This is a genomic window from Streptomyces sp. R41 (assembly GCF_041053055.1).
Classification (GTDB): Bacteria; Actinomycetota; Actinomycetes; order Streptomycetales; family Streptomycetaceae; genus Streptomyces.
Window position 1 is genome coordinate 9,593,518 of record NZ_CP163443.1, and the last position, 24,685, is coordinate 9,618,202.

General features: G+C 70.2%; 29 protein-coding genes. 1 reads left to right on the forward strand and 28 read right to left on the reverse strand.

The window, feature by feature from the left end:
* Nucleotides 1-107: 107 nt before the first annotated feature.
* Nucleotides 108-392 (forward strand): helix-turn-helix transcriptional regulator, encoded by a 285-nt coding sequence (locus tag AB5J53_RS43565; RefSeq protein WP_369251104.1) that lies wholly within the window; start codon nucleotides 108-110, stop codon nucleotides 390-392.
* Nucleotides 393-496: 104 nt separating this feature from the next.
* Here the strand turns inward: AB5J53_RS43565 and AB5J53_RS43570 are convergent, their stop codons facing one another.
* The 28 genes from AB5J53_RS43570 to AB5J53_RS43705 all read right to left on the reverse strand — a co-directional run bounded on the left by AB5J53_RS43570 (nucleotide 497) and on the right by AB5J53_RS43705 (nucleotide 24,348).
* The gene (locus tag AB5J53_RS43570; RefSeq protein ID WP_369252845.1) at nucleotides 497-886 is read right to left on the reverse strand and encodes a DUF317 domain-containing protein; all 390 of its coding nucleotides are present in this window, start codon (nucleotides 884-886) and stop codon (nucleotides 497-499) included.
* 518 nt (nucleotides 887-1,404) lie between these two features.
* On the reverse strand, nucleotides 1,405-2,736 hold the full coding sequence (locus AB5J53_RS43575; RefSeq protein ID WP_369251105.1) for a caspase family protein: 1,332 nt from the start codon (nucleotides 2,734-2,736) through the stop codon (nucleotides 1,405-1,407).
* Nucleotides 2,737-2,755: 19 nt separating this feature from the next.
* Nucleotides 2,756-3,193, reverse strand: a complete 438-nt coding sequence (locus AB5J53_RS43580; RefSeq protein WP_369251106.1) for a hypothetical protein — start codon at nucleotides 3,191-3,193, stop codon at nucleotides 2,756-2,758.
* 673 nt (nucleotides 3,194-3,866) lie between these two features.
* On the reverse strand, nucleotides 3,867-4,721 hold the full coding sequence (locus tag AB5J53_RS43585) for a DUF317 domain-containing protein (RefSeq protein WP_369251107.1): 855 nt from the start codon (nucleotides 4,719-4,721) through the stop codon (nucleotides 3,867-3,869).
* 99 nt (nucleotides 4,722-4,820) lie between these two features.
* Nucleotides 4,821-5,036 carry a hypothetical protein gene (locus AB5J53_RS43590; protein WP_369251108.1) on the reverse strand — a complete coding sequence of 72 codons (216 nt, stop codon included), beginning with the start codon at nucleotides 5,034-5,036 and terminating at the stop codon, nucleotides 4,821-4,823.
* A 256-nt stretch (nucleotides 5,037-5,292) separates the two neighbouring features.
* Nucleotides 5,293-5,601, reverse strand: a complete 309-nt coding sequence (locus AB5J53_RS43595; protein ID WP_369251109.1) for a hypothetical protein — start codon at nucleotides 5,599-5,601, stop codon at nucleotides 5,293-5,295.
* A 31-nt stretch (nucleotides 5,602-5,632) separates the two neighbouring features.
* Complete coding sequence (locus AB5J53_RS43600) at nucleotides 5,633-6,118, reverse strand: type II toxin-antitoxin system RelE/ParE family toxin (RefSeq protein WP_369251110.1); 486 nt, start codon at nucleotides 6,116-6,118, stop codon at nucleotides 5,633-5,635.
* A complete protein-coding gene (locus tag AB5J53_RS43605; protein WP_369251111.1) occupies nucleotides 6,115-6,921 on the reverse strand; it encodes a hypothetical protein in 807 nt (268 codons plus the stop codon). The genes AB5J53_RS43600 and AB5J53_RS43605 overlap by 4 nt, the downstream gene beginning before the upstream one ends.
* A gap of 1 nt (nucleotide 6,922) precedes the next feature.
* On the reverse strand, nucleotides 6,923-7,522 hold the full coding sequence (locus AB5J53_RS43610; RefSeq protein ID WP_369251112.1) for a DUF4913 domain-containing protein: 600 nt from the start codon (nucleotides 7,520-7,522) through the stop codon (nucleotides 6,923-6,925).
* Nucleotides 7,523-7,618: 96 nt separating this feature from the next.
* Nucleotides 7,619-8,542: a DNA cytosine methyltransferase gene (locus tag AB5J53_RS43615; RefSeq protein ID WP_369252847.1), complete on the reverse strand. Its 924-nt coding sequence runs from the start codon at nucleotides 8,540-8,542 to the stop codon at nucleotides 7,619-7,621.
* Entirely contained in the window at nucleotides 8,535-8,825 is a 291-nt protein-coding gene (locus AB5J53_RS43620) for a DNA cytosine methyltransferase (protein ID WP_369251113.1), read from the reverse strand. Before AB5J53_RS43620 ends, AB5J53_RS43615 begins: the two co-directional genes overlap by 8 nt.
* Nucleotides 8,815-9,417, reverse strand: a complete 603-nt coding sequence (locus tag AB5J53_RS43625; protein ID WP_369251114.1) for a hypothetical protein — start codon at nucleotides 9,415-9,417, stop codon at nucleotides 8,815-8,817. Before AB5J53_RS43625 ends, AB5J53_RS43620 begins: the two co-directional genes overlap by 11 nt.
* Nucleotides 9,414-10,598 (reverse strand): DnaB-like helicase N-terminal domain-containing protein, encoded by a 1,185-nt coding sequence (locus tag AB5J53_RS43630; protein ID WP_369251115.1) that lies wholly within the window; start codon nucleotides 10,596-10,598, stop codon nucleotides 9,414-9,416. The genes AB5J53_RS43625 and AB5J53_RS43630 overlap by 4 nt, the downstream gene beginning before the upstream one ends.
* On the reverse strand, nucleotides 10,595-10,831 hold the full coding sequence (locus AB5J53_RS43635) for a hypothetical protein (protein WP_369251116.1): 237 nt from the start codon (nucleotides 10,829-10,831) through the stop codon (nucleotides 10,595-10,597). The genes AB5J53_RS43630 and AB5J53_RS43635 overlap by 4 nt, the downstream gene beginning before the upstream one ends.
* A gap of 105 nt (nucleotides 10,832-10,936) precedes the next feature.
* Nucleotides 10,937-12,730, reverse strand: coding sequence for a type IV secretory system conjugative DNA transfer family protein (locus AB5J53_RS43640; RefSeq protein ID WP_369251117.1), 1,794 nt, complete (start codon nucleotides 12,728-12,730; stop codon nucleotides 10,937-10,939).
* 127 nt (nucleotides 12,731-12,857) lie between these two features.
* Complete coding sequence (locus AB5J53_RS43645; RefSeq protein ID WP_369251118.1) at nucleotides 12,858-13,559, reverse strand: hypothetical protein; 702 nt, start codon at nucleotides 13,557-13,559, stop codon at nucleotides 12,858-12,860.
* Between the two features lie 18 nt (nucleotides 13,560-13,577).
* On the reverse strand, nucleotides 13,578-14,075 hold the full coding sequence (locus AB5J53_RS43650) for a hypothetical protein (protein WP_369251119.1): 498 nt from the start codon (nucleotides 14,073-14,075) through the stop codon (nucleotides 13,578-13,580).
* A gap of 32 nt (nucleotides 14,076-14,107) precedes the next feature.
* Nucleotides 14,108-14,878: a hypothetical protein gene (locus tag AB5J53_RS43655; protein WP_369251120.1), complete on the reverse strand. Its 771-nt coding sequence runs from the start codon at nucleotides 14,876-14,878 to the stop codon at nucleotides 14,108-14,110.
* A gap of 29 nt (nucleotides 14,879-14,907) precedes the next feature.
* On the reverse strand, nucleotides 14,908-15,624 hold the full coding sequence (locus AB5J53_RS43660) for a hypothetical protein (protein WP_369251121.1): 717 nt from the start codon (nucleotides 15,622-15,624) through the stop codon (nucleotides 14,908-14,910).
* Between the two features lie 86 nt (nucleotides 15,625-15,710).
* Nucleotides 15,711-16,841 carry a hypothetical protein gene (locus AB5J53_RS43665; protein ID WP_369251122.1) on the reverse strand — a complete coding sequence of 377 codons (1,131 nt, stop codon included), beginning with the start codon at nucleotides 16,839-16,841 and terminating at the stop codon, nucleotides 15,711-15,713.
* Complete coding sequence (locus AB5J53_RS43670; protein WP_369251123.1) at nucleotides 16,834-17,025, reverse strand: hypothetical protein; 192 nt, start codon at nucleotides 17,023-17,025, stop codon at nucleotides 16,834-16,836. Before AB5J53_RS43670 ends, AB5J53_RS43665 begins: the two co-directional genes overlap by 8 nt.
* 82 nt (nucleotides 17,026-17,107) lie before the next feature.
* Nucleotides 17,108-18,622 (reverse strand): ATP-binding protein, encoded by a 1,515-nt coding sequence (locus AB5J53_RS43675; protein ID WP_369251124.1) that lies wholly within the window; start codon nucleotides 18,620-18,622, stop codon nucleotides 17,108-17,110.
* Nucleotides 18,623-18,642: 20 nt separating this feature from the next.
* The gene (locus AB5J53_RS43680; RefSeq protein ID WP_369251125.1) at nucleotides 18,643-19,098 is read right to left on the reverse strand and encodes a DUF6238 family protein; all 456 of its coding nucleotides are present in this window, start codon (nucleotides 19,096-19,098) and stop codon (nucleotides 18,643-18,645) included.
* Between the two features lie 43 nt (nucleotides 19,099-19,141).
* Nucleotides 19,142-20,611 (reverse strand): SCO6880 family protein, encoded by a 1,470-nt coding sequence (locus tag AB5J53_RS43685; RefSeq protein WP_369251126.1) that lies wholly within the window; start codon nucleotides 20,609-20,611, stop codon nucleotides 19,142-19,144.
* Nucleotides 20,612-20,714: 103 nt separating this feature from the next.
* A complete protein-coding gene (locus AB5J53_RS43690) occupies nucleotides 20,715-22,103 on the reverse strand; it encodes an ATP-binding protein (RefSeq protein ID WP_369251127.1) in 1,389 nt (462 codons plus the stop codon).
* 31 nt (nucleotides 22,104-22,134) lie between these two features.
* Entirely contained in the window at nucleotides 22,135-22,821 is a 687-nt protein-coding gene (locus AB5J53_RS43695; RefSeq protein WP_369251128.1) for a hypothetical protein, read from the reverse strand.
* Entirely contained in the window at nucleotides 22,821-23,120 is a 300-nt protein-coding gene (locus AB5J53_RS43700; RefSeq protein ID WP_201053878.1) for a DUF6112 family protein, read from the reverse strand. The genes AB5J53_RS43695 and AB5J53_RS43700 overlap by 1 nt, the downstream gene beginning before the upstream one ends.
* Before the next feature lie 85 nt (nucleotides 23,121-23,205).
* The gene (locus AB5J53_RS43705; protein ID WP_369251129.1) at nucleotides 23,206-24,348 is read right to left on the reverse strand and encodes a C40 family peptidase; all 1,143 of its coding nucleotides are present in this window, start codon (nucleotides 24,346-24,348) and stop codon (nucleotides 23,206-23,208) included.
* Nucleotides 24,349-24,685: the final 337 nt, after the last annotated feature.

Genomic DNA, 24,685 nt, shown 5'->3' on the forward strand with positions numbered 1-24,685 from the left:
GGGTGCCTCTGCCCCGCTCGAACGCGCAATTCGCACATCCCCTGGGCGCCTTGTCTGAGCCGTTACCTGCCGATGCAGTAGGCCGTGGACGGGATACGGGAGAAAAGATGGCCAAGGACGCCGCAGACGAACGCGCAACCGCTCACACACCAGTCACCGCGAGTGATGCCGACGGAGGCCGCTCGAAGTCCAGTGACGGCCCGACTCTCGATGAGATCCGCTCCTGGCCCGCTACGGTGAGCGTCCCCAAGGCCGCGACCGCGCTCGGCGTCTCAAAGAGCCACCTTCACGCACTGATCAAACGGGGTGAGTCACCGGTCAAGCTCGTGCCCCTCGGAGGCCGTCACCGCGTGATCACTGCTTCGCTGGTGCGTTTGCTCGAAGGCGCCTGACTGGGAGACGAACATGCCTCGCATGTGGTGGCCGAACTCGACGCTGAGGGCCATGGCCCCTGGCTGGGTGTCTGCCGACGGGTCTGATGGGACCGTCGAGTGCATTACCGGTCACGTGGCTTCCCCTTGTGGGGTACGTCGGTCATCGACGCCGGAAGGTGCGGACCGGAAGGACTGCGCCGGGGCCAGCCGTCGTCGCCATCGCTGGCGCGCACGACGGCCCGGGGAATGGTGGTGCGAGCTCGGGCGGCAGCCGCTCGCCGGACATCCAATGGAGTCGGTACCGGCGGCGTGACCGGAGTGATGCGGGCCGCCCCGCGGTTTCGGGACGGGACCTCGGGCGCGTACCGCAGCACGGGTGCCGGGTCGGCAAGGCGCGCAGTAGTCGCCTCGATCAGCTGGATGGGCGTGCGAGAGGTGAAGGACGCGTACCAGCGTGAGCTGTAACCGTCCTGACCACCCCACAGAAGCCATCGGTGCGTGTCGGAGTGCAGCTCAGCCTGCGAGTCGGGGAGTCAGCGCGAGTAGGTGAGCCCGGCCAACTGGTCGGGGGCCGTGCACACGGTCGCGGCCCACGTGTCCGTGCCCTTCCACGTCCGCCACGGCAAACAGGACTGACGATGCGTAAACGAGTGTGCGTTCTGTGAAATTTCGCCCGATTTCATCCTCGGATGATTCCCTGGCTGCCTTCCCATATCTGCTGGAGATGCGCCAAATGGCGGTGTGCCTGGCGGGAGGCATCGCGTCGCGCTCTCGCTCGACGGTAGTGAGCAGCTCGTCGGCATGCAGGGTGAGGTAGGTAACGTAGGCTTCGACCGCTGCCTGAATGAGAGCTTTCCATCCTGAAGTTGGCCCCGGGTAGCTGTTGCGGCGTAGTGATGGACCGTTCGGCCACGGCGATCCCGTGTGGTGTTGAGCGTAGTTTCTGCCTCTCCGTAGAAGACAGTCATGCCTCGGGGCGGCGCTTGTTGCAGAACGGTGCAACTGTGCCGCGGGGAAGAGGTGATGGTTGTTATTCCTGCGGGTCCGCGTGCAGATCGGTCAGCTTGTTGATGTCAGCGCGCAGCTGGTCCAGCTTCTCGCGGTACGCGTTCACCGTGTCCATGGTCAACTGGGAGCGAGGCGGGATTCTGGTGACAACCATTCCGCCTACGGGGGTCACCCCGACAGCGCTAGTCACGTATCCCCACTTGCGGTCTTCCAGGGCTTTGATGGATTCGGCGATGACCATCCATCGGGGATCACTGGTGGATCGGTGCAGCCAGACCGCGATGCTTGAGGGAGAGCGAACATGGAACGGTACTTGCAGGCGGTGGCGGACCGTCTTGAACTCCTTCTTCAGGGCCGCCCAAGCTTTATCCAGCAGATAGAGGTGAGTCCGCTGTTGCTTGAAGTAGGCATCGCCGGGATAGGGAGGTTCCCTGTCGGGCCGCCATCGTCCGACGGGAGCAGGCCGCCAGTCCGGCTCGGGCACGCTGGCCAGGACGGCAGACGGCACACCTTCAACATTTTTCTGAATCTGATCGATTTCGGTCGAGATGCCAGGCAATTCGGCGCTGTAGCGCTTGGTTTCCTCGCTCACGTCAGCAGGCGCCGCCGCAGTGGCGGCACGGTTCGGGAAGCAGAGGGAGTCAGCCACCGTGTTTTGGGCGAACTGTTGGGGCGCCGGGCTTCCCCTTTCCAGCAGCCGCTTACGCACCCGCTGCCACGCAAGGTCGACGCTGAACTCCGGCCCTATGCCGGGGATTCCGCGTTCAAGAATCTTGATCAGCTCGCCTGTGGCCTCCGGATAGGTGGCGCCGGGCAGTACGAAGGACTCCCGGTTGTGCGGGGCAGACGTAAGTACTACGTCCCCGTAATCCCCCGAAGGATCGCTGTCCGGAGTGGCCGGTTCGCCCAAGGCTCGAGCCAGTTCGTCGCGCGTGGCCCGACCATGAGGACCCATCGCGCCGGCCAAACCGCTGTAGCAGCAGTCCAGCACGGTCAGGCGGTAACGTGCCAACGCGCCAGCTGTCCGCAGGACACGGCGCAGGTCCCGGTACGCAACCGTTCCGACTTGCGGGTAGTTGGGGTCGGCGCTGGCCAGGCACAGGTAGAGGTTCTCCCCTTCTTGGTCGCGGAGGCCGTGTCCGGCGAAGTAGACGACCAGGGTGTCCCTCGTCGCTTCCGCGGCGTCGCGGACCGCGCTCAAAATGCCATCTGCGGACGCTTCGGCACCGAGCACTGTGACATGGCTTCCGGGAAGGCCCCAGAGGTCGCGCAGCAGCTTGGAGAGCCGCCGGGTTCCGTCGGCTGCAGCGGGTAGTGATGTCATGCCGGTGTAGGTGTCCAGTCCGACGAGCACTGCCCGGCTTGCCCGCGGGTCAGGAATCACCGTCAGCTACGCTGTTGGAAGGGGTGCCCCCCGCCAGTCCTGGCGCCTGGCCGGGGAAACCGGTACCGGTGAGCAGGCGTGTGATCTGATCTGCTTCTTCGGCGGAACCCGCCTCGATCACCATTCGGGAGTCGCCGTGTTCGACGACCAACCGCACCGCCGACTGAACACGGGGAGGCAGCGAAGCTCGGAACGCTTTGTGTGAGTACACCAGCGATGCCACGGAGAACCCACTGTTCAGTGCCAAACCGAGCCACTCGACCAGGCCAGCGGACATCGCGCCGTCATCTGCTTCTGAGCGGATCCGACTGATCTCCACGTGCGGACCCACCGTGCGGTCCTGGACAAGCCACCGCGCGAAGGCTTCCGTTAACCGCGGTGCATCCTGATTTTGCACGCTGCCTGCCAATTCGATACGAATGCGCACACTACCCCCACGTCGGGCTTCCGTTAGCGGATGCCGCTTGAACTGTACTGGCTGATCAGTGCACGTTCTACCGGACAGCGCAAGGGCATTTCCGTCGGCAAGGTGGTGAGGGTCGAAGGTGGGGCGGATCGGTCAAGTCGACTTGGGCGGCAGGGAGTCGAGAGAAGCATCGGCGGTGAAGTGAGTCCGCCTCACAGGGAGGCACCTCCGTTTCCCCCCCCGACCGTACTCGCTTCGATGGGGTGGCTGATCACCTCCGCCGCGCGCCTTGGTTTGCGACGAAGGCCGAACCGTCCTTCGTGGACATGGTCGCCAAGCTCCGCTGATTCGTGATCGCGACCTGGTTTTCCGCCACCGACCCAGCTTTGCCCACCTCGGACGATAGGTCTCGCAGGTCGGGGCCGGAGCCAGCGCCGCGCACCCAACCGCATGACCTGCGAAACCTGCGTGAGTCGAAATACCATATTTCACGCACACAACCGAGTGGCCCTTGACAAACCTGATTCCACATAATCGCCAACTCGTCGTCGTGGAGGGCGAAGCCGTGGTCGAGCAGGGGTGCAAGGGCGGGGTCGCCGGTGACGGTGGAGCCGGCGAGGTAGAGCGGAGAGACGTACAGGTCTCCGTCGGGGGCGAGGGTTGGCACGGTGGGACTTCAGGGCTGAGGGGAGTGTTAGCGCTGCCGTTGGGAGCCGGCGTGTGTGGCGAGCGCGGTCGGCGCAGCCGGAGGCGGAGGAACGTGCGTCGCCTGGGCTCGGGTGCTGCGGGCGAGCGCCGCCGCGGCCCGCGGGTCGGGCCTGGCCGTGTCTGCGCGGCTGACCGAGACGAGTGCGCGGTGGCGGTCGGGAATCTGGTCCAGAGCGCGCGGCACGGGGGTGGGGTCCGTGAACACGGCGGTGGAGGCCGTGATGAGGTGCTGCGGGGTGTACCGGCTGAAGAAGGCCTGCCAGCTCGGCGCGTACACCGGGTCGGCGCCGGCGGACATACGCCACGTCGACTTCTCGGGTGTGAGCAGCTCGTCGTACTCGTGCAGCCAGCCGACGCCCATCTGATAGGCAGCGTGGCCGTCGGGCGAGACCGTACGGAACGGCCGGGAGCCGTGCACCGGCTCCCACCCGTGCCGCGCGGTCAGGGACGCGGGGCTGGTGCCCGTGTAGTGTCGGCCACCGCTGAGGTAGTCCGCGAAGTTGTTGTGCAGTCCGTCGACGACGGTCTCGGTGAAGGCGACCACGATCTCGTGGGGCGTGTTCCGGTCGAACGTGGTGATCCAGTCGGGGACGCCGAGCGGGTCCTCGGCGTAGGAGATGGTCCACCCGCCGTAGAAGCTCTCCACGGCGTTGGCGACCCGTACGCGCTGGCACGGGCTCGTGTAGTAGGTGTCGGTGCCGAAGGCGATGGCCTTGGTCCAACCAGGAGCGAGATCAAGGGTGTTGAAGATGCTGCGGCTGTCGCCGGGGCCGGCGAGGTAGCCGGGGCTGACCAGGACATCCGCATTCGGGTCGAGGGCGAGGGGATCCAGGCTGGGCATGAGAGGGCCTTCGGGTGGTGGGGCACGGGCGGGCTGAGCGGCTCGTGTGGGGGCACGCGGGCGCGGTCGCGCGGCGGAATCTGGCTGGGGGCACTCGAGTTACCTGGTCCGGGAAGGGTGGGAGAGCGCGGTGACGTACGCCGGGACGCGCGGCTGAGGGGCGGAGACGTGCGAGAACGGCTCGGAAGAAGCCGCAGGACTGCGGCGCACGGCGGCGCTCGCCCCTACGGCCTGCTGAGCTGTCGCACCGTGCTGGTCCGGGCGGGCCGCTGCCGGGTGTGCCTTGCGGGCGAACTCCGCGAGTTCGGCGTACACGGGCGTGAGTCCGCGGGCCGCGGACGTCAGGGTGTACTCGGAGCCCCGGCCGGAGAAGGGGCTCGTGCGGGTGATGAGCTGGTCGGTCTGGAGCTGCGTGATGCGGTAGTGGAAGGAGCCGGTGGCGAGCGCGGCGCACCGTTAGGAAGGGGGCCGTGCTGCGCGAGGGCATGGAGGAGGGGGGATCGTGCCTTTCCTGCGCAGTCGGCCGAGTGCGTCTTCTGCGCGCTCCGCCTTGGCGAGTGACGACGTGCCGTCAGCGAGGTGGGTACGGTGCCAGGCCGAGAGCGCACGGTGGACGTGTTGTGTGGCGCGGCCGAGCGGTGAGGTCGTACACCCCGAACTGCGGCCGGTACAGGAGGCCGCTGGTCTGCATACGGCGCACGATCTGGGCCATGGCGTGGACACCTACCCATGGAAGCGCGGAGTTGATGTCGACCAGGCGCATGGGGCCGTGGTGCTGGATGGTCTGCATGGTCCAGGTGGTCCAACGGGGTGAGAGGCGGGCGACCGCCTGGTCGACGAGTTCGGTGTGACGGGTGGGTGTGGTGGAGAGGTCGGGCACGGTGGGGTCTCCGGAGGGTGGTTGAGCGCCGTCAGCGGGACCGGGCGGCGCGTTCCGACGTGGTGCGGTTCGTGTCGGTGGTCGTTGCCGCAGGGTGCTGGGGAGTGGTGGTCGGTTGCCCGCCGTGGTGCTGAGGTGAGCGGGCCCTGGCGGCGTGGGCGCGCCGATCGTGCGAGGACGTGGCTGTGGCTGCTCGCTCGCGCTCCAATCGACGGGCCGCGGTGCGGTAGGCGGCCTGGTCCTGTCGCTCGCCGACCGCGAGGAGATAGATCTCCCGTTTGTGCTGGGAGGAGGCGGGAGCGTCCCGGTACCGGATGACCAACCGCCAGCGGGTTTCCGGGTCGACGTAGACCTTGTGGCAGCCCGCCAGTTCGCGCTGGAGGGCGGCGCCGCGTTCGTTGCCGTGGACCAGGTGCTGCAGTTCGAGCAGGGCCAGGTCGCGGATGTTCTCCGGTACGGCGCGCAGGTCGGCGAGAGCCTCGGGATGGGCGGCGAAGGCGTACCGTGCCCGGCTCATCGCGAGCTCCCATGGGGGCGCGTTGGAGCAGGTTCTGCTGATCGCGGCGGGGAGACCGCCAAAGGAGCCACGGCGAGGCCGTTGCCGCTGATCGTGGAGCGAGCGCGGGCGGCTGCCGCCCGACGGCCGAAGGCGTTTGGTGGGGCGGGCGCCAGGGGGAGCGGCGAGTCCCGCTCCACGACCCACGCGTCCGCCTCCTCGGCGCTGGCGAAGACACCCTCCCGCACGGTGTACGAGCGCAGGTCTTTGGTCGTCTCTTCGAGGAAGAGGCGATACGGCGCAGACGCGGAGTCGGGGTGGCTGTCGTAGACGAGGGTGCGGACCTCGACGCCGACGTCGAAGGAACACGGGTTGTCGGTGTAGTGATCGAGGACCTCGTACCGGTTGCCGGGGTTGGTCCGGAGCAGATCCTCAAGGCGTGCCGTGAGCCCGTCGGCGGGACGGGGCCCATGGCGGTGGGACACCTCGACGGCTTCCTGTGGACAGCCCCGGCGGATCAGCCAGTGCTGCGCCAGCGGAACGACCGGGTGGCGCTCGGACGTGAAATCGAACGTGCGCTGCTCGACGTCGCGGGCGATGTGCAGCATGACGTACTCCGCCGTCCCGGGGATGTCCCAGATCGCCGACCGGTCGTACAGCAGCAGGTAACTGTCGCGGCCGTCGGCAGTGTGGTGCTCGGAGATGGGGATGAGCTGATCGTCCGAGAGCGTGACGGAGGAGAAGTCGTCCTCGATCTGCTCAGTGGCGGCTTGGAATCCGTCGAGCCGGTAGCCCGGCGCAGGGGGTTCGTACGCGCGGGCCATTTCAGACTCCGGCGGGCTCGGGCGAGGCCAGCAGCCGGTGGTGGGGTCGGGCTGCACTGGTGGTGCAGGCACCGAACGGGCCGTCTGGGGTGCGGAGTTGGAGCAAGGCCGGGTCGAGGTGGTCGCGGTGCCAGGTGGAGGGGCCGGTGAGGCCAGCCTGGACGTCGGTGAGTTGCTGCCAGGCGAGCCAGAGGGCGTGCAGCCGGGCCACTGCCTCGGGGTGCTCCTGCCACTGCCGGCACCACGGGCGGCCGGTGGTGATCTCCCGTCCATAGACCGGCAGGAGCAGGTTGTGCACCCAGTTGGTCAGCGCGGCCAGTTCTACGGCGTACGCCTTGGCGCCGAGCGCCAGGATGAAGACGGAGGCCGGCCCGTCGTTGGCATTGCCTTCGCCTGGGGCGGAGGCTGATGCCGGGCGTTCAGGGTGCACGGGATCGGCCGGTTCGGCGTCTTCCTGGGACGGCTGGTCGTCGGTGAGCCGGGCGAGCGTCTCGCCCTGCTTGCGGCTCTCGGCGACCAGCCGGGTGACCGTAGCGACGAGGTCGTCCAGGTCGTGGTCCGGTATGCGCACCGGCTCGCTCTCGTGGGTGGGTTCGGACATTGGTTACCCCTGGTGCAAGTTCTGGTGGGTGGGGTGCCGAGGTTCCGGAGAAACGGGGGTTTGGCCCGGCCGGGAAACGGGTGTAGAAGGCGCGGTTCAGCGCGGCGCGCGATGGCGGCATACGGTCCTGGGCGGGGCCAGGATCCGCAGGGCGCGAGCGGCCTGCTGGGGAACAACTCCGTTACCCAGAGCGGTCAGTTGGGCCTGGCGCCCCAACCCGGGTGTGCCGGTCACCCAGCCCGGAGGAAGGCCCTGCATCCACTCCACGAACCGCGGACTGAGGCGGCCGGCGTCGTCGGTCGGCCGAGGTGCGGGACGGGTGGCGCGCTCCCAGCGGGTGATCGCGGCGGCGTATGGCCCCCAGATCTCGGCCCGTCCCCTGTGGCCACCGGATCCTCGAACAGAGGCAGCGACTGCGTGCACGGGGTCCTGCTCGTGGCTCCCTTCCGCTGCCCGGCCGTGCGGGTGGGTGCGGCATGCGGGGTGGGCCGCAGGCGTGCTGCCGCCGAGGGCAGGGTCAAGTCCCCATTGCCGTGGCGCTGGTTGGGCGAGCCCTTGGTGCCGTCGGAGGCCTTCGGGGTGGGCAGGAGCCACTCGACCTCGTCCGCCAGGTTCGGGCCGTGGCCGCCCTGCTTGCGTTTCGCCGGGTGCTGACTGCCTCCGTTGGCCCCCAGGTTGCTGGTCGGGGTCTTGAGCAGCGGTGATCCGTCCGGATGGCCAGGCGGCGAGGAAGATCCGCTCTCGGCGGTGTGGGGCTCCGACGTCGGAGGCGCGAAGCACACACCAGCGCGCATCGAACCGGATGTCGGCCAGGGAGCCGAGTACGGCACCGAGTGCGCGCAGAGCAGGCTGGCCTGCCGTGTCTCCCAGACACCACGGGCAGAGTTCCACGTCGCCAGGGGAACCGGCGGGCGAGGTGAGGAGCCCCCGGACATTCTCGATCACCACCAGGCAGGGGTTGAGGGCTTCGATGGCGCGGACGACGTGGTGCCACAGACCGGACCGGGTGCCATCAGCCAGTCCGGCTCGGCGGCCGGCGACGGAGACGTCTTTGGCAGGGGAAGCCGGCCGTTACGACGCACACCTCCGGGATCTCGTCCCAGTTCACGGCCGTGATGTCGCCGAGATTGGGCACGGTGGGCCAGTGGCGGGCCAGGATCCGGGCGGCGCCCGGATCGATCTCGGCGTGCCAGGCGAGCGTGCCTCCGAGGGCGGCTTGGACGCCGAGGTCCAGGCCGCCGTAGCCGGAGCACAGGCTCCCGATCAACGGCGGCACAGCCACCGATGCCAGGTCAGCGGCCATGGCGAGGCGCCGGAGTGTAAGCGAGCCGGACCGGACCAGGGGCGGGCGGCTCCGCGGGCAGGCGGTAGATCGAGTTCGTCGGCCGTGCCGAACGGCTCAACGCCGCGAGCACGCGAGGTGGCGTGCCGTCCAGCCGGTCCGCCGCGCCCCGCAAGGTGTCGCTCACCTCTTGGAGATCGTCGCGTACGAGCTCCATCCGCTCCTGGACGACGTGGAACGCCGCCGCACGGGCGTCGCGCAGGTCCGCCGAGTCGGGGGCCTCGGCGAAGTGGCGCAGGAAGCCGAACTGGGCGTACGCCTCGGTGTAGTTCTCCATCGCGCGTCCCGCGGGCACCGCTGTCGAGGTGTACGCGTCGATGACTGGCCCGAAGTCGAGCCCGGGGTCCTCGTCGACGGCCCGGAAGAGGACCTCGTCCGAGAGGTCCTTGACCAGCCCTGTCAGCGTGGACAGTTGCTGGGACGCGGTGACGAGGTCGAGAAGATCGCTCGGGGCTTGGGGGACGGTGATTTGAACCCGCAGCTGGTCGAACTCCCGGGCAACGGCGTACAGCTCGTCCTGCTCCAGGCCGGCGCGGCCGGTGTGATCTGTCATGACGGGCTCCGGCGGGTGGGACGGTCGGGGGCAGGAGAGCGCGGGGCTGCGGTGGTTGCCGGGGCCGAGGCGATGGTGGCGTGGGGGCAGCTGCGGGATCGAGCCGCGTCGATGCGGGTCTCCGGCGGGGTGGCGGCCGCCAGGCTGCTTGTACGGGGTGGCGCGGGCTCAGTGCCGGACGCAGCTTGTAGACGGCGCCGGACCTTGTCCAGCGGGCCCAGGGCGTGCAGGGCGTAGCCGATCAGCCGTCCCGGGGCCAGGGACTCGTCGTCGGCCAGTGCCCGCACCTGCCGGGCGGAGGCCGCGGCCGTGCGGACGAGCGAGGCCTGGACGACCTGCTCGCCGAAGTGCTCGGCCACACCGGAAAAGGACAGCGGATCGCAGACACGCAGGACGCGTTCGCCGTCGAGAGTCCCGTCGGACAGCGCACCCCGGCGCTGCGTTTCCCACAGCACGGTCAGCTGATCGATGGGTTCGCCCCGGTGATGCAGGGCGCCCAGGGCGCGGTAGATCTGCTGATGGCCGATGTCCGCGAAGTCGCCGGGACGCAGCCAGTCGACGACGTCGAGCAGCTGCTCGGGCCGGGCGATGATGCAGCCGAGGAGGAACTCCTCGTCGGCGAGGACCTGTTCGTCGACCGACTGTGGCTGCTGCAAGGCCAGCGTGATCGAAGCCGGGGGCGCTAGCGGTCGTGGCTCGGTTCCCCACCGGTGGGCGAGATCGGCGAGGACCTCGGCCAGGATCTGGGCGTGGCGGACCGTCTCCTCGACTCCACCGCGCACGGCGTCGGCACGCGCGGCCTGGTGGAGGCGGATGGCGTGCTGGGTGACGCTGCGGTGGATGGCGCCCTCCAGGACCATCCGCCCGTAGACGGGCGCATGGGTGGGCCGCGGACACGCGGAGATCAAGGAGTGGGCGTACGACGCGGTGAGTCCACGGGTCCGGGTGCCGGCCTCCCGCACGGTGTCCGTCACCCAGGACAGCGGGATCGGGTCTCCGTTCTTCCCCGTTGTGGCCGGGTGGCCGTCGGCGCGGAGCTTGAGCATCGCGGCGTAGAGAGCGGCGTGTGCCGGACGGGAGAAGTGTTCGGGCCGCAGCCAGGGCGAGAGATGGTCGAGCTGAGCGGGGTCGAGGAAGACCGAGCCCAGCACCGCCTGCTCGGCCTGGACGAGCGGCGTCACCGCCGGTCCTTCCGCGCGGCTGCGCGCTCTGTGCGCACCTTCGCGACGGCACGGTCGGCGGCGGCCATGTCGGCGGCGAAACGGTCCAGTTCGCCGGTGAAGACGGGGTCCGAGGCAGGCATGGCGTCGGTCGGGGTGATCAGCCACCAGTTGCCGTCGCGGCGTACGGCGGGAGTGCCGGCGAGCCGCTCGGACGGGCGGACGGATGCCCAGGTCGGTACGGGGTGGGACATGGGAGCACCTCAAGAAGAACGAAGGGGAGGGCGAGCGGCGGCTCGGGGACGCGAGGGGTCGTACATCCGCGCGTCTCGTGCGGGCGTCGCGTCGGGCCGGGGTGGTCATGCCGCCGGGCCGAAGTCGTCGTGGTGCGGCTGCTTGGCCAGCGCGCGCTCGGTGATGGCCGCGGTCGCCTGGGCGGAGGCGGCGCCGAGCCGGTCGGCGTCGGGCTCGCGGTACCAGGGCTTGAGGTTCAGGAGGGCGGGGCGGATGCCGGTGGCCAGCAGCAGTGCGGAGCCCTTGGGCAGGGCCCGGATCGCGTCGGCTGGCAGCACGCGCTCCTGGCGCATCGACACCGACGTGGACTTGCCCGACTCGCTGGTGGACACGGACACCGTGCGTACGTCGTGGTCGCCGACGAGGCGGGAGAGCTTGTCCGCGAAGTCGGCGTCGTCGATGCCGGAGCCGACCAGCTTGATCGTCGCGGCGGACCACAGGGCGTCCATGCCGGCCTCGCCCCATACCCGTACGCCCTGGCGGTAGGACTGCAGGATCGTGATCGGGATGACGCCACGGGACCCGAGGTGGGAGTACAGGTCCGGGAGGTCCGAGATTTTGCAGACGTTGGCGGCCTCGTCGAGGATCGCGAGCAGCGGGGCGTCGAGGCGCCCGCCGTCGCGTTCGGCCTGGATGACGGCCGCACGCATCACCGCGTCGGCGGCTGCGGCGATGATCGCCGAGGCGGAGCCGCCGCCGTCCTTCGACAGCAGGAACAGGGTGTCCTTGCTGGTCGCGAACTCCTCCGGCTTGAATTCCCGTACCGTCTCCAGGCCGTTGGGCGGGGTGACCCAGCCGGCGATGCCCGGGTCGAGGAGACAGCTGGCGTACTGCCGGGCGGTCTCGAAGATGCCGTCGCGGGTCTCGACGGCTCCGGCCACGGTGCCCTGGAGCTGGGCGGCGACGGCGTCGAGGCTGGCGTCTTGCAGCAGGTCGATGGGGGTGCGGTCGGCGGGGGAGGCGAGCCAGGCCAGCACGTCGGTGATGGGCCGGTGGTCGCGGGCCGCGGCGAGGAACAAGGCGGTGAGGGTGTTGGCGGCGGCGGTGGACCAGAAGTCGCCCGCGCTGGACTCGTCCACGGAGGCGGTCACGAAGTGCCCGGCCAGCCGCCGGGCCCCGGCGAGATCGTGGGCGTCGGCGAGGATGTCCCACCACATGGTCCGCGGGGCGTGGGCGATCTGCTGCGGGTCCAACGTCCACACCGTGCCCACTTGGGAGCGCTCGTCGAGCGTCGCCGTGAAGGCATCGCGGGCCGCCTTGTTCGAGGTCAGCAGCACCGGGCCGGGGGCGCGAAGAATCGCGGGTATCGCCAGCCCGGAGGTCTTCCCGGAGCGGGGCGCCATGATCGCGAGGAGTACGTCCTCCCAGGAGGAGCGGACCTCGGTGGCACCCGGCTTCAGCGTGCCGAGCAGTACGCCGCGGTCGTCCGGCGCGACGGCCTTGGGCTTGGTGCCCTTCAGGCTGGGCCGCAGGTCGATGGCCTTCGCGGCGATCTTCTTGGGCAGCAGGTCGGCCAGGTCCCGCTGATCGGCCAGCCCGCTGGGATTACGGCGAACGCGCAGCCACAGTCGGCCGCCGAGGACGGCTGCTGCGGTGAGCGCGGCGGTGGGCAGCAGGTAGCAGCTGGTGAGGACGGCTGGCTGGGCGAGATGAGGCCAGACACGTTCCGGGTGCAATAGCGCGTTAGTTGGTTGGAAGGCGGCCCACGGATCGGAGCCGGCCACGGCGTTGGCGAGATTGCCGAACAGCCAGGCCAGCGAACCTCCCGCCATGCCGAGACCGGCGATGGCGATCAGGAGGTAGAGGAGGAAGTCGGTGCCGGTGGTGGTCGAGGGCGTGCTGGTGCGCGGAGATGGCAAGACGGGATCCAGAGGGGTGCGGACCTACGGGTGGCGGCGGGGCAGTGGGTTGCTCTGGCGATCACGAGCGGGCTCCTGGCGGCTGCGGCGGTGAGTAGGGGAGTCGGACGGAACGGCGGGGGAGCGGTCAGCGAGGCCGGCCCGGCCGGGGCGTGGTGGGTGGTGTGGCGGAGGGCTCTTCGGCGGCGGGCGCGGCTCCGGTGTGAGGGCGCGGGGCCGTCGCGTAGTAGCTGGCGACGCCTTCCTGCCAGCTCCGCTTCTGGGGCGGTCCGAGCCTCTGCGTCTGGTGGCCGGCGCCGCGCAAGTCCTCGGCGAGAGAAGTGAGCGTGGCAGCGGCGTCCTCGAAGAGGTGGGACAGGTCCCAGCCGTCATCGGTGTCGGCGACGTTGGCCTGCACAGCCGCGGCCTCGAAGAACTCGCCGAGGCGGACGAGGACACCGTCGTCCGGGTCCACGACGTGCTCGACGAGGTCGGCCGCCTTCGCGTACGTCTCGGCTCCGTTGAGCCGGTCGGTCAGGGAGAGGATCTGCTGCCCGTAGACGCGCGTGCCGAGGGGATCGGTGGGCGTGGTGATCCGGGTGACGTCCAGGCCGGGATCGAGTTCGACCTGGTAGCCGACCGCGGTGAGCATCCGGTCGGCATGGCTGGCCATCTGGTTCTCGCGCTCTTCGCCCATGTCCCAGGGCAGGCGGTACCAGAAGGAGAGCGGGGTGGTCTCGATGACGAAGCCGGCGCGCTTGAGGAGGGTGACGGCCAGTTCGTCCCCGCCTGCGGCGGTGACGTTGCCGGTCGGCTCGCGAGAGATGACGACATCGGGTGTGGTGGACATGGAGGCCTCCGTGGCGGGTCAGAAGTGTGGGTTCTCGGTGGGCCGGTCGCCCCCGGTGGCGGCTGCCAGCAGCTCGGGCAGGTCGCCGGGGTCGGCGTCGCGCTGGTCCAGCCACCACCCGGCACGCGTCAGCGGTCGCGCGGTGTCCTCGATGGCCGTCCACTCCGCCTCGCTGGTGGTGCCTTCGACGACGAGGGCGGTGTACGCGGCGGCCATGAGCTGGTGGCGGCAGCGGGTGCCCCAGGCGATGGCGCGGTCGGTGCCCTCCAGAGGAGGCATCCGATACCGCGTCGACCATTCCTCGGCCTCGGCCTCCTCAGTGGCTCGCTTCTTCGCCAGCCACTCGGCCTTGGACTCGGTGTCCTCGCCCTGGGCGGCACGCCAGCAGTCGGCGCAGTCGCGCTCGGCGAGCCAACGGGCGTAGCCGGCACGCCGGTCGGCCGGACGGTCGGAGAGATCGGCCTGAGTGCTGTCTCCACAGGCATGGTTGATGGTCCAGATCTTCTTTACGGCCATGAGCCGGGCTCCTTGTGCGATCGAGAGGAAGGTCAGCGCGTACGACGAGGGCTGGACGGCGAAGCCGGTGAACGGGCTGTTTCGTCCGGGGAAGTGAGCTGGGCGGCGGGGCGGTGCGGGGAAGACGCGAGAGCGGCGCGGGCACGGGCGGTGTGCGTGACCGACGGGACGTCGTGCCGAGGGAGCAGCAGCACCTCGGACAAGGACGGGGCGTTGCCCGGCGTCAGGTCCGGCATGACCGCCAGGTCGAGCTGGGCGGTGACGAGCTGGTCGCCGAGGAACGCGACGTGGTGGGCGATGGTGCGCAGGTGCTGGCCCAGCTCGCGGCCGTTGGCGGTGTCGAGCCGATCGCACCAGGCGGCGGCCGTGTCGATGAACTCCTCCAAGTCGCCGACGACGCCGTGGTGTTCGTCGAGGATCTGCTCCAGGACGTCGGCGACATCGGCCGAGCGGCGCAGCTCGTGCAGTTCCCCGGTCAGGGCCGTCAGCGACTGCCCGGGCAGCGCCTGGCGTTCGGGCACCCCGTCCGGCGTCGGGATCGGCGGCGGCAGCATGATGCGGGGATCGGCAGCGACCGAGAGGCCGACGTCCTGGAACTCGCGGCTGGTGCGGGCCACGGCCCGCACCGCCGTGTTGTGCGGGGTGTCGTCGGACAGCACGTAGAGATCGAGGGTGCTGTTGTGGCGGAAGTGGTGCTTGCGCAGCACCTCGTCGAGGAACGGGTGGTCGTCCGACACGGCGGCGACCACACCGAACTCCGGGTGGACACCGAAGGCGACGTCGGGCTCGAGTTGCAGTTTCATGCTGAAGGCTTCCTTCGGGTTCGGACGACCTAGCGGGCGCGGACCGGCTGCCGGGCGGCTGGGGCCGGGCGGAAGGCGACCGTGCTGTCGGGCCGCTGCGGTACCGAGGCGCCCGCGCGGGCCGGGGAGATGGCGGTGGCGGCCTGGGCCCGGCGCTGCCAGGTCGCGGGAGTCGGATCGGGACGTCCGTTGCCGCGGATGTAGGAGAACGCGTCGAACGCGAGGGCTGTGCTGTCCAGCCGCGTCTCGACGTACCGAAGATCGCCTTCGCCGTGCAGCAACACGCCCTCACCTGTGCGCATGTCGGTACCGACCGCGCGCAGCGTGCCGTCGGGATCTCGGACCTGGTCGTGCACGACGATCCGGGCGGCCCGGATGTCGGCAGCGAGTGTGCGGGAAGCGGTGAAGACCGCCTCCTCGCCGCCCAGGCCCTCCTGGACGGGGTTGTTCGATGGCCCGTCGAAGAGGCTTCGGCTGGGGGAGGGCCGGGTGGCGGGTTTGAGGTCGTACTCGGCGTCGGAGGTGACGCTGTACCGCGCGGCGCGCAGCGACTGGACGGCCTGCTGCCCGCGCCGCGTCAGGTCGCGGTCCGGCCCGGTCAGGGCGTATATGCGGCTGTCGGCCAGCCGCTCGAAGCCGACCCGCCGCAGTATGTGATCGGCGACGTGGTTGGCGTGCGACATCGCGGCCACGACGCCGTACTGGGCGTGGTGGGCGACGGTGATGTGCGGGGGTATTTCCGCCACGAGAGGTGCACCTCGCAGAGGTCGGGGCTGTGCGGAGGACGAGGATGTGGCCCGAAGACGGATTTGGCGGGGCCGGGGAATCCGCGCTAGCGCGATCGGCGCACGCGGTCGTGCGGGACGAGGCCGGGCGGCGCCGCGGCGGCGGACACCGCCGCCGTCGCGACGCTCTGGCGGGTCGCGTGCGGCGACCGGTCGCGTGCGGCCTGGACCTGCGCGGACTGCTGTGACCTGTCCGGTCGGCCGTGCAGGGCTCGCTCGGCTCGTGCCATCTCAACGAGCGCGCCGCCGCTCTCCATCCAGGTCAGGGAGTAGTGCCAGCCCTCGGCATTGCGCTCCACGACGGCCTTCGCGAACGCGGCCTCGGCGCGAGAGTGATCCGGCAGCAGCGCACCAGTGATGTCCTCGAAGTCGGCCTGAACACGCGCGCCGCCCTCCAGGGCCTCACGCAGCACCCGAAGCCGGTACGGCCACCGCCGATCCGCACGATCCTCCGGATCCAGGAACGGGAGCGTCTCCTCGGCGTGCGCGACGAGAGCAGGACCGTGGTCGAGGAAGGGAGCGAACACACCCCACATCTCTGCATCCCGCTGCTGCTGGCGCAGGTCGTAGCGCTCGTCGAGGGGCCAGTGGTCGTCGTCGCACAGGCTGTCGGAGAGCGCGTCCCACTCGCCAAGGACCCGCTCGCCGGCAGCTACCGCCATGGCGACCTGTTCAACGCGTGCCTCACGCACGGCCTGCTCGTAGCGGGGAAGCAGCCGCTCGGCCACCGCCGACGCCGCGCGCACCGGGTCCGCGTCGACGACGATGCCGTTGGGTGCTTTCACCCGGTCCGCGACATCGCTGCCGCTCGGCTGCAAAGCGGCGACCAGAAACTCACGTTTGCGCCGCGGGCGGTCGACGACGACCAACTCGCAACCGGCGTCGCTGGTCAGCACCGCGTCCCGGGACAGCACGAACTGATCGAAGGCCCAGTCCACATGCCCGAGATCCCAGACCCGCTGCGCGAGCGGGAACTGATCGGAGTACGCGGCGTGCTCCTGGGCGACGACGGCCCATGAGCCGGGCAGCCGGGCTGCGAGTCCCTCGGCGAACGCCACAAGGTCCGCGCGGTCGTTGGGCCTGCGGGCACCGGAGGCGACCTGGCGCTCTGAGGCCGACGCGGTGAAACGAGATACGGGGAGGCTGCCACCGCGAGAGGTCGGTATCGGGTCAGCCATGACGGAGCACCGCTTCGTTGGGTGGCGGAGCCTGTTGGGCGTCGAGCCGCCGGGATTCGTCAAGGACGCCGAACGGGCCTGTGGCCAGAGGGATATAGCGGTGAGAGGAGTTGGCCGCGATCGCGCGGATATAGCGCTGGACGAGCCGATGCGCCACGCGGTGGATCGTGTACTGATGAGGCATGAAGGCGGACTTCCTAGGAACGCTCGGGGCGGGAAGACTCGGGGGGCCGGGATGTGGTGCCGGCCCCGAGCGGTGGGATTGATCAAGGACGAGTGATCGCGGCCATCCGGGCGTCCGTGTCGAACAACTCGCGCTCCTGCGGATGCAAAAGATGTTGAGTGATGAACGATCGGCCTGCGACCTTCCACAGGCCGCGTCCCTTGGTGAGTGCGGAGACGGCCTGGGTCTCGACGCCGGTGAGCCCCAACAGGGAAGCAGCGGAGGCGAGTTGGTCGGCTTCCTGGCGGTAGATGATCCGGGTGGAGCAGTCGGTGAGCAGGCCCTCGGCCAGGGCCCGGCCGCGGGAGCCGGCATCACCGGCGGCGAGCAGGTCGCTGAGGCGGTGGATGACCATCAAGTTCGCGATGCCGAGGCCGCGGGAGAGCTTCCACTGGCTCTGCATCCGTTCCAGCAGGGCGACGTGCCGCATCACGCGCCAGGCCTCGTCGTAGATCACCCAGCGCCGTCCTCCGGCGGGGTCGGCGAGGGCGGACTCCATCCAGGCGGAGGCGCAGGTCATGGCCAGGACGAGCGCGGTGTCGTCGCCGGCGCCGCCGAGGCGGGAGAGGTCGATGGACAGCATCGGCGCGCTCGGGTCGAAGGCCACGGTGCTTGGCGCGTCGAACATGCCGGCCAGGTCGCCGTGCACGAGTCGGCGCAGTGCGTGGGCGAGGTCCTCGGCGGCGTGCCCGAGGCGTCCGGACAGCTCGCCGAGCGCGGCATCGAGTCGCTCGGGAGAGCCGAGGACGTAGGCGACCTCGCCCAGCAGCGGAGTGGTGCCGCGGGCCTCCGCGTGGGCGACGACCTGGTCGAGCGCCACATCAAGGGCGGTGTGCTCCATGGGATGGAGCTCGCGCCCCAGGATCGTCTTCGCGAGCGAGCCGAGCAGCAGAAGGCGCCGCTTGCGGACCTCGCCCGTCCAGTCCTCCTCGCTGACGCCGTACGGCCGGGCGGGCGCATCCAACGGGTTCAGGCGCCCCGGGAGGCCGGGGCCGAGCGCGATGGTCTGTCCGCCCAGCTCCTGGGCGACGACGGTCCACTCGCCCTTCGGGTCGCAGGGCACGTAGATCCGGTAGCCGAAGGCCACGGCGCGCACCGCGAGGGACTTGGCCAGGGCGGACTTGCCCATGCCGATGATCCCGGCGAGCAGGATGTTGGGGTTGGTGAAGCCGTCGAGACGCCCGTAGAGGGCGAACGGGTCGTAGGTGAAGGCCGCTTCGGCGTGGACGTCACGGCCGATGTAGATCCCCTGCGCGCCCAGGCCGCCCTCCGCGAGAAAGGGGTATGCCCCGGAGGCCGTAGCCGTCGTCATCCGGTGGGCGGGGAGCTTGAGACGGCCGCTGCGGGCGGAGGCAGCACCGGGACGGCCGGTCGCCGGGTAGGCGGCCCGGAGGTCGGGGTCGAGACCGGGTGCGGGGCGGCGGGCTTCGGGGCGTGCGGCGTGGCGGGCCTGGTCGCGGGCGGCGGCGAACTGATGACGGGCGGCGCGTGCGGTTCGGCGGTCGCTCTTGCGGGGGACGAACAGCGGGCTGGCGCTGGCGCGGGTACGAGAGGGCATGAGGGTGGTGCTCCTGGCGGTCAGTGGCGGGTCAGGCCGGTGAAGGGGTCGCGCAGATCGGCCGGGGTGTGGTCACGGCGGACGCGGGCGGTAGTGGCCAGGTGGCGCTGGCACACGGTGAGTTCGGGCGCTCCCTCGGGCTGCCGGGCCCGGCAGGCCTCCCGGGTGGGGAGGCGGCCGGAGCCGGGGTGAGGGGCTGCGTGGAAGGCGGCGTGGAGGTGTTCGGCTGCCTGCCACAGCCGGATCCGGCACGCCCGCAGGTGGTCGCCCTCCGCCCTGGCCACGGGGGTGGTGCGGGCGGTGTGGGCGTCGAGGAGCCCGTACAACGCGACGACGTGGGCGTGCAGGGAGTCGAGTTCGGCACGGCCGGCGGCGACCGGGGCGACGGGCATGTTGATCGCCTGGTGGAAGTCGAGCGCGGCGGTGGCGAACGGGACGAAGTCCGGAGCCAGTTCGGGCAGGGGCTCGGTCGGCATGAGGGTGCCCTTCGGTAGAGCGCGAGATGGTGGTGCGGGTGCGCTACGGGCGGGCGAGGGGCAGGGCGGCGTTGGTAAAGGCCTCGGCCTGCTGCCAGGTCAGAAGGCGCAGGTCGACGAGGGCGGCGACGGCGGCCGTCTCGATAGCCGCGCAGGCGGCGTTGAGCTGTTCGTCGGTGTCGGCGCTGACGGTCAGCAGGCCGGTGAGGGCGACGTCAGCGTGTCCGGCGATCAGCTGGCGCTCGCGCTGCTTGATGTCGGCGTACTCGACCGAGTCCTCCTCGGAGTCGACCTGCCCCTTGCGCTGCCGCTCGGCGGCGTCCGCGATCACGGTGGCCTTGCGGCGCTGGACGTCCTTGAGCGCGGAGTCCAGGCCCTTGGGCTCATAGGTCAGCGAGAGGGTGCGGCGCACGCCGGAGGTGAACAGGAGCTGGTGCAGGAAGCCGGGTGAGGTTTCGATGCGGGGCCAGTTCTCTATCCAGAACGTGGCGTGGTGGGCCGAGTCGGTCTGGATCCGGTCGGCCTTCTCGACCAGGACGACGGGTCCGGCGGCAGCGGGCTCGGCCTGCGCGCGGCCGGAGGAGGACCACTGGTCCAGGGCGGCCGATGCCTTCGGGTCGTACGCGGTACGGATCACGGCGGCGATCTCGGCAGCGTCCAGCCAGCCGCTGGGGGTGAGACCGGAGTTGCGGGCGGCCTGGTCGAAGGTGGCGGTGAGCTGGGCCAGGACCGTGAAGCCGCCGGTGAGTCCGCCTCCGGCCTGGTTGATCAGGCGGCGGGCCTCTTTGAGGTCGAGGGCGAGCGCGACGTACGCCTCGTGCGGGGCGGCGGCGGGGCCGGCGGCGGCCAGCAGGTCGTTGTAGATGGGCCCGGCGAGGTGGGTCTGGGTGTTGCCGTGCTCGCGCCAGTAGCGGTTGAGCGCGTCGCCGGAGTCGGGCACCGTGCGCTCCAGGACCTGGACCCGGGCGATGTGCCCGGTGCGCGCCAGGGCCGCCAGCGTGCGCCCCCAGCCTGCGACGTTGCTCGTCTGGGTGGCCGGGTCGAGCAGGGCGAAGGCACGCGAGGAGACCTTCACGACAGCGGTGAGGGTGCCGTGGTGGGGATCGTGCACCGCGCCGAAACGGCCATGCGGGGAGGTGACCACCCGAAGGGACGCCGCGGTGCCCGGGAGGTGGAGTAGGCCCTCGCGGCGCGGCCGGGTGGACGGCCGTGCCAGCCAGACCAGCTGGCCTCGGAAGCGGCGCAGTGCGTATCGGGCGGTGATGGGCGCCCAGTCGGCGAGGGAGCGTCCGCGATGGCGGATGAACACCGCCGCCAGGATGACCGCCCACAGCGGTATGAACTTGAGCGCCCCGGTGACGCCGGAGGTGAGCAGCACCGCGAGCAGCAGCAGCCCGGTGAGGGTGACGACGATCAGCTGAGGAGCCGACAGGCCGAGCAGCACGCCGCGCCGCGAGCGATGCGGGAACTTCACGGTGGCCGGGCCATCGGGCTGAGAGGTGTCGGAAAGCATGGCGAAGCCGTCCTTGGAACGTGGAGAGCAAGAAAGAAGAGGGGAGGAAACGGGGCGGGCGGCGCCGGAGGCGACCTGCGCCGCCCGCCCCGTCAGGCGAGGGCTACGAACCCGATCCGCCCGGCGGCTGGGGGTAGACCCACCGCTGCGGCGTGGCACCGCCCTGCGGAGAAGGCCCGTTCACCGGAGACGGCCCGGTGCGTCGGGGTGCCGGCGGATCCAGGTGCGTGACCTGCGGCTGTGCCACCGCCGCGCCCTGGGGCGTCGGTCCGGAGGAGACCGGTGCCGTGTCGGCCGCCGCCCCCTCGCTGGGACGCTGGATCAGCGGCTGACCCTGGTCACCATCGGTGGGAGGCCGCCGGATCAGCGCGCGGCCCTTGTCGCCGGTGGCGTTCGGGTCCTCGCCGAAGCGGAAGTGGGTCTGCTTCGGCTTGTCGTCCCCGGCCGATCCGCCGGTCGGGTCGATGCCGGAGGCGACGCCGCCCCAGCCCTGGCCCGGGACCTTCGAGGGACCCTGCGGAGCACGCATGCCGGTGCCGGCCTGCATCGCGAGTTGGCCCGCGGTCTTCGTCGCGCCGGCGGCCACCGCGAGTCCGGCGACGCCCGCACGGTGCATGTCGTCCTGGCCGCCGCCGTCGGCCGCCCAGTGCACGAACTTGTACGTGGCGTAGGGGCACAGCATCACCAGGACCATGACGACGATGCCCGCCATGGCGTCGGACAGGGCGGCGAGCCCGTCGGAGGCGTCGCTCTTGCCCATGGCCGAGACGCCCAGCAGGAACACGATCGTCATCAGCAGCTTGCTGACGATCAGGGTCGCGGTCGCCTCGATCCAGCCGCGCCGCCAGCGCTTGGCGACTTCCCAGCCGCCGCCCGCGCCGGCGAACACCGCCAGCGTCACCAGGACCAGGATGCCGACCTTGCGGGCGACCATCACCGCCCAGTACAAGAACGCGCCGATGGCACACCCCAGGCCGACCATGGCGGGAATCGTCCAGCCCAACGCGTACATCGGTCCAAGGTTGTTGACCTCGATGACGCGGCGGATCGCGTCGTCGACCGAACTGTTCGCCGCCTTGAACAACCCGGCGGACAATGCGTCGACCACGGTCAGCGCGACGGTGGTGCAGGCGATGGCGGCGAACGCGAACAGGACACCCACCGCCGTCCCAGTCACCGCTTGCGCGAGAGCGCGTTCGTCACGGCGCCAGGCGGCACGCATCAGCTGCAGACAGAACGTGCCGACGGTCAGGATCAGACCGATGGGCAGCAGCAGCTCGTAATTGTCGCGGAACCACGCGGCGTTGAGATCGACGGCCGTGGTCTTGTCGACGGCCGTCGAGGCGAGGTCTGCGGCGGACTGGGCCAGCTCGCCCATCGACTTGGCGATCCAGGCACCGATGCCATCGGTGATCGCCTCGCCAGTCGAACCGACGACGCCGCCGACGGTGTTGCAGACCGTCTGCATCAGGGGAAGGTCACATGCCCCCATGAGGGCACCTCCTTTCGGGGATTGGGGGCGATCAGGGCGCGACGCTCGGCAGCACGCCGACCAGGGCACAGGCCTTGTCGGGGCGGCACTGGACGGCGAGCGTCGTGGAGCGGGACTCGGCTCCGGCCCCGGAGCCCTTCCAGGCGATGGACTGCTTGCCGGTGACCGTGACGGCGTAGACGTACGCCTCGGTGATCGCGCCGGGGTCCTGGGCCAGGGCGGTCTTGAACGCCTGCGGGAAGTGGCCCTCACCGACCTTGGCGGTGGCGTGCTGGCGGTTGTCGTGCATCCGCGACCACAGCACCGGGCTGGGCACCTGATCGGAGACGGACTCCCAGTCGGCGTACTTCTTCTCGCTGGTCATCCACCGCTTGAGCCCGGCGACGTGCTCGGCCCGGGAGAAGGAGCGGGTGTCGTATGTCCACAGGACCTTGGTGGCCGCCTTCGCGAACTCGATCGGATCGCTCGTCCGGGGCGGCGACGCAACGGCCTCACGCTGACCGTCGGTCGCCTCCGGCGAAGCCGCCCGCGGCGTGGACTTCGGAGTCGGGGAGGGCTTCGCCGAAGTGGGGCTCTCCGTGCGCGTCAGATACGCGAGGAGACCGGCGACGGCCAGCAGCACGGCGAGGACGAGGCCGCCCATCAGGGCACGCCGCAGGACCGAGGAGGGCGCCCCGTACGTGCGCTCCTGAGTGGTGAGAGAACGTTTCTTCGGCATTAGTGGACCTGCGTCCCCATCGCCGAGAAGAACGCGACGATGCCGTTGGCCGCGCCGAGCAGCAGCGCGCACCCGGCGGCGATGACCGTGCCCTTCTTCCCGTTCGCCTCGGCCTGGTGGCCGCCGCTGTGGTGACCCCAGGCCCAGACGATGGCCGAGATCGCCAGGGCGCCGACCACCGCGACGATCCCGAAGAGGTTGATCGAGGAGACGACGTTCTTCAGCACGTTGAGGCCGGGGAGACCGCCCTCCTTCGGCGTGATGCCGGGGTTGTACGCCAGGAACTGGGCGTGCTGCATGAGCTTCACTTGGAACTCCAGTGCGAATTTGGGCACGCGAGGGCCCGAGAGGGGATGGAGCGAGGGGAGGGGGAGAAGAAGCCGGTCAGACGACTCGGCGGGCGGCGACGATGTCTGCGCGCCAGTCGGCGAGGGTCGAGATCTTGACCACGTCACCGGTTTTGGGGGCCTGCAGAATCAGCCCCTGGCCAATGAACATCCCGACGTGTTCCGGCACCTTGGCGGTGCCGCGGGTGAACAGGAGGTCACCCGGCTTGAGAGCATCGACGCTGACCTCCTTGCCCTCCCTGACCTGCGTGTATGTCGTCCGGGAGAGCGAGACACCGCCGGCCTTGTACGACGCCTGCATCAGCGACGAGCAGTCGCACCGGCCCATCGGGTCCTGGCCGTGCGGAGCGGAACACGAGCCGCCCCACTGATACGGCGTACCGAGCTGGCCAAGGCCCCAACGGATCGCTGTACGCACCGACTTGGGCGCAGTCGCCGGGATCTTGTAGCCCTCGGGAACGGACCCGGCGGGAATCGCGCCGAACGAGGAGCCGTCCTCGCCGGTGCCGCATTCGGTAGTCGCCGAGGAGCCCGTCTGCTCGACCTCGTTGCCCGAGTCGCTGTCCTTGCCGGAACTCCCGCTTTGACCAAGGGCCTTGGCGATGGCCTTCTGGAGAGCGGTGGCCAGCGGCTCCCACTTCGCGTACGCCTCGGGATAGCCGCTCTTCTGAACTTCCTGCGCGGCCTGGGCGATGGTCATCGACTGCCAGCCCGAGACCTTGAGCAGGCCCTCGTAGAACTTCGTCGAGGCGTGCACCGGATCACGAACCTCCGCGGCCGTACCCCAGCCCTGGCTGGGACGCTGCTGGAAGAGGCCGAGCGAATCCCGATCGCCGTAATCCAGATTCCGCAGTCGTGACTCCTGCAGTGCCGTGGCCAGGGCAACGATCTGCCCCCTCGCCGGCACCTTCATCGCGACGCCGGTGGCCTGGATCGTCTCGGCGTTCGGTATCTGCTTCTCGGGTTCGTCCAGCCCCGAAACGGACACGGACTTCTTCCCGTTCCCCTTGAGGATCGACTCCACCTGCTTCGCGACCGCCGCGCTGTCCACCGTTTGTGCACCGTCCGCGGCACAGGAGGCCTGGGCGCTGCTGGAACCAGCCACAGCGACGGCGACCGGTGCGATCAACAACGTCGGGCCGAGCGCCACGGCCCCTGCTATGGCAACGACCTTCTTCACGGGCGCTGCCCGAACGCCAAGTGGCGAGACAGGGAATCTGGCCCTGGGGAGGGGCGCGCCTGGGCATGCTGCATCGACAGCTCCTTGCTCGTAGGCAGCGCGGCGCAGCGTTCTCGTCGAAAAGGCCACCGGCACCGCGCCGGATATGAATTCGCGTCCCTGGGGGAGGCGGGGAAACCAGGGCCGGGAGCTGCTAACTCCCGGCCGCTGGACCCTTGCTGGAAAGCGGCAGCCAGCCGCGCTCGTAATCTCACTCGCCACATGGGGGAGTCCCCTTCGTCGATTAGGAAATCAGTCGGTGGGGTGCTAGGCATGCTGCTGTCTGGACGGAACAGCA

What these genes read in the sequence shown, in the direction of transcription:
- AB5J53_RS43565 (WP_369251104.1), top strand. Translation starts at nt 108, where the DNA reads ATGGCCAAGGACGCCGCAGACGAACGCGCAACCGCTCACACACCAGTC.
- AB5J53_RS43585 (WP_369251107.1), bottom strand. Translation starts at nt 4,721, where the DNA reads ATGCCCAGCCTGGATCCCCTCGCCCTCGACCCGAATGCGGATGTCCTG.
- AB5J53_RS43600 (WP_369251110.1), bottom strand. Translation starts at nt 6,118, where the DNA reads ATGAGCCGGGCACGGTACGCCTTCGCCGCCCATCCCGAGGCTCTCGCC.
- AB5J53_RS43605 (WP_369251111.1), bottom strand. Translation starts at nt 6,921, where the DNA reads ATGGCCCGCGCGTACGAACCCCCTGCGCCGGGCTACCGGCTCGACGGA.
- AB5J53_RS43610 (WP_369251112.1), bottom strand. Translation starts at nt 7,522, where the DNA reads ATGTCCGAACCCACCCACGAGAGCGAGCCGGTGCGCATACCGGACCAC.
- AB5J53_RS43620 (WP_369251113.1), bottom strand. Translation starts at nt 8,825, where the DNA reads ATGGCCGCTGACCTGGCATCGGTGGCTGTGCCGCCGTTGATCGGGAGC.
- AB5J53_RS43625 (WP_369251114.1), bottom strand. Translation starts at nt 9,417, where the DNA reads ATGACAGATCACACCGGCCGCGCCGGCCTGGAGCAGGACGAGCTGTAC.
- AB5J53_RS43635 (WP_369251116.1), bottom strand. Translation starts at nt 10,831, where the DNA reads ATGTCCCACCCCGTACCGACCTGGGCATCCGTCCGCCCGTCCGAGCGG.
- AB5J53_RS43645 (WP_369251118.1), bottom strand. Translation starts at nt 13,559, where the DNA reads ATGTCCACCACACCCGATGTCGTCATCTCTCGCGAGCCGACCGGCAAC.
- AB5J53_RS43650 (WP_369251119.1), bottom strand. Translation starts at nt 14,075, where the DNA reads ATGGCCGTAAAGAAGATCTGGACCATCAACCATGCCTGTGGAGACAGC.
- AB5J53_RS43655 (WP_369251120.1), bottom strand. Translation starts at nt 14,878, where the DNA reads ATGAAACTGCAACTCGAGCCCGACGTCGCCTTCGGTGTCCACCCGGAG.
- AB5J53_RS43665 (WP_369251122.1), bottom strand. Translation starts at nt 16,841, where the DNA reads ATGGCTGACCCGATACCGACCTCTCGCGGTGGCAGCCTCCCCGTATCT.
- AB5J53_RS43670 (WP_369251123.1), bottom strand. Translation starts at nt 17,025, where the DNA reads ATGCCTCATCAGTACACGATCCACCGCGTGGCGCATCGGCTCGTCCAG.
- AB5J53_RS43675 (WP_369251124.1), bottom strand. Translation starts at nt 18,622, where the DNA reads ATGCCCTCTCGTACCCGCGCCAGCGCCAGCCCGCTGTTCGTCCCCCGC.
- AB5J53_RS43680 (WP_369251125.1), bottom strand. Translation starts at nt 19,098, where the DNA reads ATGCCGACCGAGCCCCTGCCCGAACTGGCTCCGGACTTCGTCCCGTTC.
- AB5J53_RS43685 (WP_369251126.1), bottom strand. Translation starts at nt 20,611, where the DNA reads ATGCTTTCCGACACCTCTCAGCCCGATGGCCCGGCCACCGTGAAGTTC.
- AB5J53_RS43690 (WP_369251127.1), bottom strand. Translation starts at nt 22,103, where the DNA reads ATGGGGGCATGTGACCTTCCCCTGATGCAGACGGTCTGCAACACCGTC.
- AB5J53_RS43695 (WP_369251128.1), bottom strand. Translation starts at nt 22,821, where the DNA reads ATGCCGAAGAAACGTTCTCTCACCACTCAGGAGCGCACGTACGGGGCG.
- AB5J53_RS43700 (WP_201053878.1), bottom strand. Translation starts at nt 23,120, where the DNA reads ATGCAGCACGCCCAGTTCCTGGCGTACAACCCCGGCATCACGCCGAAG.